Source organism: SAR202 cluster bacterium (assembly GCA_009392515.1).
Taxonomy (GTDB): Bacteria; Chloroflexota; Dehalococcoidia; order Lucifugimonadales; family UBA6952; genus UBA6952.
This window is the reverse complement of record VFGE01000061.1, coordinates 1-8,381: the sequence shown is the minus strand read 5'-3', so window position 1 is coordinate 8,381 and position 8,381 is coordinate 1. Positions and strand designations below refer to the sequence as shown.

Annotated in this window: 10 protein-coding genes; all 10 read right to left on the bottom strand. The window is 35.4% G+C overall.

The features are described 5' to 3' along the window. Nucleotides 1-817 (bottom strand): ABC transporter substrate-binding protein (locus FI695_08025; GenBank protein MQG51903.1); only part of this gene is annotated, 817 nt, incomplete at its 3' end. Between the two features lie 145 nt (nucleotides 818-962). Further along, complete coding sequence (locus tag FI695_08020) at nucleotides 963-1,226, bottom strand: hypothetical protein (protein ID MQG51902.1); 264 nt, start codon at nucleotides 1,224-1,226, stop codon at nucleotides 963-965. 113 nt (nucleotides 1,227-1,339) lie between these two features. Continuing rightward, nucleotides 1,340-2,728 (bottom strand): hypothetical protein, encoded by a 1,389-nt coding sequence (locus FI695_08015; GenBank protein MQG51901.1) that lies wholly within the window; start codon nucleotides 2,726-2,728, stop codon nucleotides 1,340-1,342. Nucleotides 2,729-3,073: 345 nt separating this feature from the next. Continuing rightward, nucleotides 3,074-3,508: a DUF393 domain-containing protein gene (locus FI695_08010; GenBank protein ID MQG51900.1), complete on the bottom strand. Its 435-nt coding sequence runs from the start codon at nucleotides 3,506-3,508 to the stop codon at nucleotides 3,074-3,076. A 17-nt stretch (nucleotides 3,509-3,525) separates the two neighbouring features. Beyond that, nucleotides 3,526-4,869 (bottom strand): calcium-binding protein, encoded by a 1,344-nt coding sequence (locus FI695_08005; GenBank protein ID MQG51899.1) that lies wholly within the window; start codon nucleotides 4,867-4,869, stop codon nucleotides 3,526-3,528. An 84-nt stretch (nucleotides 4,870-4,953) separates the two neighbouring features. Beyond that, nucleotides 4,954-5,667 carry an alpha/beta hydrolase gene (locus FI695_08000; protein MQG51898.1) on the bottom strand — a complete coding sequence of 238 codons (714 nt, stop codon included), beginning with the start codon at nucleotides 5,665-5,667 and terminating at the stop codon, nucleotides 4,954-4,956. Between the two features lie 37 nt (nucleotides 5,668-5,704). Next, on the bottom strand, nucleotides 5,705-5,875 hold the full coding sequence (locus FI695_07995) for a DUF1289 domain-containing protein (protein ID MQG51897.1): 171 nt from the start codon (nucleotides 5,873-5,875) through the stop codon (nucleotides 5,705-5,707). A gap of 28 nt (nucleotides 5,876-5,903) precedes the next feature. Then, entirely contained in the window at nucleotides 5,904-6,218 is a 315-nt protein-coding gene (locus FI695_07990) for a hypothetical protein (GenBank protein ID MQG51896.1), read from the bottom strand. Between the two features lie 10 nt (nucleotides 6,219-6,228). After that, on the bottom strand, nucleotides 6,229-7,245 hold the full coding sequence (locus FI695_07985) for a hydrogenase expression/formation protein (GenBank protein ID MQG51895.1): 1,017 nt from the start codon (nucleotides 7,243-7,245) through the stop codon (nucleotides 6,229-6,231). A gap of 4 nt (nucleotides 7,246-7,249) precedes the next feature. Continuing rightward, nucleotides 7,250-8,371, bottom strand: coding sequence for a zinc-binding dehydrogenase (locus FI695_07980; GenBank protein MQG51894.1), 1,122 nt, complete (start codon nucleotides 8,369-8,371; stop codon nucleotides 7,250-7,252). Nucleotides 8,372-8,381: the final 10 nt, after the last annotated feature.

Here is an 8,381-nt window from a genome sequence, read left to right as displayed (position 1 = left end):
TGTAATTCACAGGATTTTCTCCTACAATTTTTGCAAATTCCATTTGGGAATGATCAGCAGAATTTTGGTTGGAGTTGTTTTTATTGAAAGCTTCTAGATATTCAGATCTGGCTTTATGAAATACATCAACTATTTCTTGTCCAAGCCATGGGTTATTATCAAGAAGTTCGTCTTTTACTACTAAAACGTGGCTTATGGGATAAATTTGATTTTGAGTATACCATTCTTTATCTAAAGATTCTGGATTGGTAAATAATGGTAAGATTTCAGGTGATCCGTTAGTAGGCGCCCCTATTACAGCATCCACTTCACCATTAGAAAGCATTTCATATAGATCACTTGTTGGAGATCTCAAAACGTTTTCAGGGTATTCGAATTCTTCTATGTGTTCGTCACCAGCAATTACCCAAGTGATTGAATTAAGATCAACTCCGTGGTAACTACCAAGAATACCTCTACTCCATACACCTGGTGTGAAAGTATAACTTCTAACACCTACTCTTTTGCCTTCTAAATCTTTCGGATTAATGATTTCGGCACCATTTCGGTATATCATATTTGTATGATAAAAACCTCTAGTTAAGAAAATTGGAAGCGCTGTAAACTTTTTCTGGTAGTGTTTCGAGCATATATAAGTAGCTAGAGCCATTTCTGCTACATCAAATTCTAAATTTCTAACCATTCTTCTGAAAATCATAGGAACAGGACTGATATCATTATGTTCCATTTCGAATCGATTTGACCCTATACTTCCATTTATTATTTCAGCCGTATGTCCGTAGTTGGCAATTGCTGTATTCAGGACTAATTTTGTCATCACTTATCCTTATTTAAAAATTTATTAGGTAATGTTTCAGATATATCGTGATACAGTAATAATTCATCACGATGTACTAAATTATATTGTTATCCTAAACCTCATCAAGATTTTTTTACATACGCATTCCAAAGAATAAATGGTGTTAATTTAACTTTTCGAGTCTATAAATTGAGCTTACACTATTATTTTCTTCATCCCATTTTTTATATTTAGGGCTAGTAACAGTTTGAATAAAAAGGTCTAAATTAGTTACATTAAGTAAAGAAATTGCTTTGTGTGGGTTCACCTCAATAACTTCCGCCTCTGCAACACACAAAGCAATTTCTTTTTCATTTTCTGGTTCTTCTATAAATTTTTTAAAATCATCTACAGTACAGTCAAACGTTGATACAATAAAAATATTCATCCCAAACTACCTCATCATCTTTATATTGTATTTAAATTAAGTAAGATTATGTTTTCTGCGGCCGTATGACTTTATATCTAAGTCATGCGACCGCACTTAATAATTAAAAAGTATTATTTCAGTACAATTTCCAGACCATGAGGATCTGCTGCACTGATTTTTTGCCCAGGGAAAATTCCATCAACTAACCTGAGAGGATCATCCATTGAAGCTAGGTCTTTTGAGTCCCAATCGAACCCTTTACAATTATCGTTAATTGTAAGAACAGCTACTCCAGGAGTTCGACCTGCAAACTCTAATGCTCCAATAGCAGTTAATGGTTTAGCGCCTCGCAAAGCAATAAACATCTTGTTACCTACTATGTCAGCGACGTCTGGTTTTGGATCTAAGCTAAAGGATTCTGACATAGATTGGGTAGTTACAACTTTATTGGTTTGCAGGTCAACAAAATTGACGTCATTGCTGACACGCATACTTGTTATGGCAAATAAGTTTCCGTTTTGATCAGTACAGGTAACCGCACCATGGGTATCTTCACCAGGAAGTTCAATCTGTACTGGATCTGGAAATACTCCATCGCCTGCTCTACTAGCATCAAAAGTATAAAGAAAATCATCTCCTCCTTTTGCACCACTTTCACCATTGGTCATTATTTTACCAAGTGGAAGACGAGTCACACCACATCCAATTCCTGGGACTGTACTCTTTTCATAAACTTTTACAACATTCATAGGTGTGCTTCCGTCTGCAGATCCTACATCAACTACTAGTAGTCCTCCACCTGCTAGGGTAACATACGCAAATTTACTGTCGGCAGTGAAATCGTGACAGATTGGGCGTACCACTGAAGTTCCTAATTCATTAGCAAATTGATCCAAAGCTAATGTCTCAACTAGATTATAATTATTGCTAGTGTAGTCAGTTTGGATCTTATGCAAGAATCCAGATTCATCTTTGGCACCAATATTTGCGACGATTGTCATACTGTTATCAACAGAACCAACCGATGCGTGTGCATTTGCTGTTCCACCTGCTCCATTGAAACCACCTATTGTGTTGACACATCCATCTATAGTGTGTGTATCAATGTTGATGAAAAACGTGTCTCCAGAACCTACATTAGCGAGAATAACGTGTGTAGATTTTGGGCTAGTATGGTTAGTAAGTATCATGTGTGGTTTTTTTGGAGTTTCGCAACCAGCTTCTTCAGCCTTCTTTGCTAGATCAATAATCTCTGGAGTTGCTTCACTAGCGTTTGCAGATATATCAGCACCATCCCAAATGTAAATGAGACCACCACCACCATAACTTGTAGTGCTTGATTGATCAACTGCCCAGACTTCAAATGAAGGCAGTGTATTGGTTTCTTTTGAGGCTTCTGGGCCTGCTGGGCCTGCTGGACCTGCTGGACCTTGTGGTCCTTCTGGTCCTGTACATGCAATTAAAGTAACAAAAGTCGTTACTAAAATTACTACAAATTTCCACAATAATTTAAAATTCATTTCCCCCCCCTTATAAAAAAAAAGACCTCATTTGAGGTCTCAACTAATTCAGTGTATCTTAGGACAAATTATGCCATCCGCACCTCCAAGTTAGAAGAGACCTTAAGATCTCCACAACAACAAAGACAGCAACAAAGACAGCAACAAATTGATATTAAGGATTTGTTAACAGAAAGAGTTAGATTGGAATTAAATATTGCTAAAAAAGTTTGCATGTATTAAATAGTCTCCAATATTAATTAAGTTTTGTTTCTATGAAATATATCATATATTATCAGATTTATCACAATTTACGTATCAATATACTTAATATATATATCAATATACATCAAAACAAACATTTACTTATCCAAGTATTTTATGAATTTCATCCTTTGTAGGTATCCTACATGTATTTCGTTTACCAAACCATTTATATCTTCTTTTAGCAATTTGATCATATAAATAATCACGTATGAATCTTGGTATGCAGTAAAATATTTTACTTAAATGATAAATCCCACCCATATCCGAAAGTATTGATAAAATAGCATCCGATTTTATTTTGAGAATAGTATTTTGTAAATAAATCACGTTGTCTATGTTTTTTATATTTTCAGATTTATATTTTAATTTTGAGAGGGTAGAAATGGCATAATCTGACTGTAAGGAAGCAAATAGTATCTTTTCTTTTTTGTCGTATTTTATAACAAAGTCAATTGTTCGATTACAAAGGATGCAATATCCATCATAAAATACGATGAGTTTGTTGGTATTTTGTTCAGATTGATTATTTTTCATAATCTCGAATAATTGGATTATAGAGGTTTATCTCCTGTCCAATCTGCATCATCACAAGCAACCTTGAATGCTTCTATGGGTTCAACACCTCTACAGCCATCTTCCCCAGGTCCACCAAGTTTAATCTTGGCCTTGCTAAGAATGTCATTACCATTTCCGCCGTATACTTCGTCATTTTCAGTTTGGTATTTGTCTTGGGTGAGATCACCACTTAATGGTTGATCATTACCATCCATTCCCCAAATACGATCTGTTCCTTCTTGACCTTCTATATGATCAACATTTTTGCCCCCGATAATGATGTCATCTCCTGATCCACCATAAAAAGTATTTTTACCTCCAAAGTCAATCATGTAGTCATTTCCATAATTTCCTCTAAACATATCCCCATCTGCATATTCTGGTTCAGCTGCCAATTCATTTAATTGACTTAATAGTAAGTCTCCTTGAATTGAATCATCACCTGGGCCACCATTGAGACTGTCAGAACCAAGTCCGCCAATCAACCAGTCATTACAAGGAAGGTTATCTGGACAATATTCAATATTGGCATTTTGACCATCTCCGTAGAGCTTGTCATCTTGATCTCCTCCCCAGAGCGTGTCATTTCCTGATTCTCCATACAAATAATCAACACCAGTACCTCCATTTAACCAATCATTACCTGTGCCACCCCATAGAAATTCTATACTCACCGTATTACCACTACCAATTAATGTATCATCTCCAGCATCTCCGTATAATGTATCTGCTCCTTTTTCTCCAATTAGTACATCATTACCATTTCCTCCATACAATGTACTAATACCAGATCCACCACAAATTATATCGTTACCATCTCCTCCATATATAGTTACATTAACTGTACCTCCATCAATTTTATCGTTTCCGTCAGTTCCGTTAATAATATTAGAGCCTAATTCATTAGTAATGGTAAATTCCCCATTTAATCTCATAGCATCACAATCTATATCAATCCCTAAGACTGATTCTGTTGCGATTAAGGGTAAATGGGATCCAGGTGGCATCGGTGCCTGAGGTAGTGGTGTAGGAGTAGGAGTTGGTTCTGCAGTAGGAGTAGCAGTCGGTTCTGGAGTAGGTGTGGGTGTCGGTTCTGTAGTAGGTGTGGGAGTAGGTACCGGCCTAGTAGTATTGTCTTGAGTTGTTAATTCTTTTTCTGGTTTGGTAGTTCTATCTTTTGTAAGATCTTCTTGTGTTGCTACAGGAGTTTCGTTTGTAGGAATCCTCGAGGTTACAGAGTCTTTGATTTCTTCCACCTCTACTTCACAGCCTGAAAATAACAATAAACAAAATGTTGTGAGTATTATTAAAAAATAAGTATGATGATTTATTTTAAACATTAAAAACCTCATAATATGGGTAAAAATTGTATTGTGATAGTCTACAAAATGGCCTGATTGTTTACAATAGATTAAATTGGCAATCTATATATCAGTAAGAAATTTTTCAATTAATTGGTTAACTGTATCTGGGATTTCAGTAACAGGGAAATGTCCAGCGTTATCAAATTCAATATATTCAGAACCAGGTACTGCTTGGTGTATTTTTTCTTCATACTTGGGAGGATTACCGTGGTCTGCTAATCCTCGTAAAAGTAATAATTTAGGTTTAAGAGTATGAATTCTGTCACGTACATCAAATTCATCTATTGTTTTTAAATCATAATATTGGGACATGGGGCCAACTTCTCTATGTTTTTTCATTAGTCGTTCTCGATATTCTGGTTCTACCCATTCCATAGCGACTCTTTGAAATTTTATCCATTCATCCTCATATACTGTAGAATCTTCTACTGCCCTTAATCGCATTTCATAAGTTCCTGGAGCTCGTACTTTAGGCTCCATTGCAACTGTCATAATAACTATACCCGCAACTTCGTCTGGAAAATCAAGGGCGTATTGAAGAGCGATAGATGCACCTAGTGTATATCCGACAAGTACAAGGTTTTCTTTCATGTTTTGTGCCCATAACCATCCTCTTACCCAATCGGTATAGCTCTTTACAGTAAGGCATCTTTCGCCTTCTAAATGGCCTGGTAAATCGGGAGCTACACTATTTGGGAAATGGCGTAATTGATATTCGTAAGCTGCAGAACATCCCCCTGCTCCTGGGCCATGAATAAAAACTAATTGGCTCATAATTAATTCTCCATTAATTTAATTTTCATTCGATACTTTATTGACTACTTAAGTCTTTTTTCCTTCCAGGCAATAGACGCATAATCTCTATACGTTTTTCTTCAGAAAATATCATCCATTGAGCTATTTCGTTAATAGTTCTGTAGCAACCTATACAATATGTGTCAGTTTTGTCATATTTGCATATATTTTTGCAAGGTGTACTTATCATCATCTAATTATTATAGCGTATTTTCTTAGATATTTTGTAGATGAGATAATTGTTGATGGGTAAATTTTAAACCAATTAGTTTTTCTATTTCAATTAGAATTTCATCTTCTTGTAAAACTTCCCATGGAACACTTGAACGCAAATTAGGATCGGGTTGATAAAGTTTTTTATGAAAGTTTTCTATAAATTCATTCCAATTCTCGTAAACATATTCAGAATTTTTTTGTTCATCTTCTGTCGTACTGTTACATATATCAACTATGCATTTAATTAATCCCGACTTATCTTTTCTGGGTACTATATTTAAAATATAGACAATATCTGAGTAGCTGTATGGCATTATTTCCTTTTTATATGTCTTTGGAGGTTTCTGATATATATCTTGCGATTTCATCTCTATCAAACTCAGGCATAGGTTTTTCTATTTCATTTTCAAGAAGATGAACACCATTTCCTTCTACTACCTTCCCTATTATAGAGGTTTGAATATTATTTGTTTCTAATGATTGTTGTAAAGCTTTTGCACTCGAAGTTTCACAAAAAATTAGTAAACAACCTGAAGATAATATTCCCAAAGGATCAATATGTAGGATTTTACATATTTCTTTAGTTATCGATGAAATAGGAATATTTTTTTCTTCAATGATGAATTTTTTATTTATAGATTCACTTACTTCTATAAGTGCTGTTGATATACCACCTTCAGTTGGATCATGCATACATTTTATCTGGAAATTATCCATGGAGAATAAAGCTTCATTAATAATGCTTAAACCAGGTTCAAATATGAAGTTTTGAGCTTCATTAATTAATGACTTATCTATTCCTGATTTCAGAAGTATGTTTTCAAATTCATGAGCTAAAACTCCTGTTCCCTCAATGCCAATATACTTTGTTAATAGGATTGAATCACCTGACTTGATATTTGAGGTACGAAGGATTGATTCATTAATTGTTTCACCTAACATAGTCCCAGAAACTATTAAGTTAGTAACACTTTCTGTAACTTCTGTATGGCCGCCAACAAGTTCGATTTCTAATGAATTGCAAGTCTCTTTAATTTGGGAAAGCACATTTTCTATAGTTGATTCATTTGTATCTGGTGGAGCTAATATAGTTGCTAAAAACCAAAGAGGTTTTGCTCCTCTTGTAGCAATATCATTGGCATTGATATGAACGGAGTACCAACCTATGTCAGTAGATGTGAACGTTATAGGATCACTACTTACAACCAAGTTGCGATTTTCCATAGCTATGATTGCTGCATCTTCACCCAAAGAAGGACCAAGAATAACTCGTGGGTCATTTGAGTGAATTTTGGCAAGCAGTTTATTCATAAGTTCATTTGGTAACTTACCTGTATTCATATATTTATGGCGTTACTATTGCACGAGTAACAACACTTCCTTTATCTGTTCCTAACCATTCTGCTGTTCGAAAGGCATTTTCAATATCTTCGATCGGGAATTTATGAGATATTACATCAGTTAATGGATATTTACCTAACGTTTTCTGAACAAAGTTTACCGCATTAGGAAGTATCCATGGATCATAGTGTTGTATTGCATGAAATCTAATTTGATTTGCTACTAATTTTTGAACATCAAGAGATACCATGCTATTTGGAGAAATATGACCGACTTCAAGGTATGTCCCTCTCATTCGACACATTTGTACTCCCTCTTCTACTGCTGCAGGAAAACCAACAAGTTCTATAACAATATCTGCACCTATTCCATTTGTAAGCTCCATTACTTTTTCTACTCTGGACTCTACTGTTGGATAATCAGTAAGATTTATAATGTCGGTGGCGCCACACTGCTTTGCAAGATCTAATCGTGGTTTTTGTCCATCTATGACAATGATTTTGTTTGCTCCCATTTCTGCGGCAACTGCCGTAGCATTAACGCCTAATCCTCCAGCACCTTGTATAACAACATTGTCTCCAAATCGTGGTTTAGCTATATGAAAAGCTTCCATAACCTGAGCTAAAGCACAATTGATAGGAGCTGCAGTTGCATCATCTATTTCATCAGGAAGTTTAAACAGAAATTGAGGACTTCTTAAATAATAATATTGAGCAAATCCTCCATTACATACAGGCCATTCATTGACAGGAATTCTTCCCATTCTAAATTTACATGCTCCCATTTCCCCCCTAATGCAGTTATAACAACGCATACAAGGAAAGAAATAACTGAATACTACCCTATCACCTTCTTTGAGAGGATTTCTTAAAGAATCTGTTGTTATATTTTTACCTAGACCAGCTACAGAGCCCATCATCTCATGTCCAAATACGAAAGGGTCTCTCGGTGCATCGTTTTCTGTCCTGCCGTCACCTCGCCAAACATGAAGATCTGATCCACATACACTAGTTGCTTGTACCCGTATACTCACACCATTGTCTTCTATTTCCGGTACTGGAAATTCTCGAATCTCAAACTTATTTCCCTCGTCATGCCAAACTGCTGATAAACCTGTATTTGCCATTATATCCTCC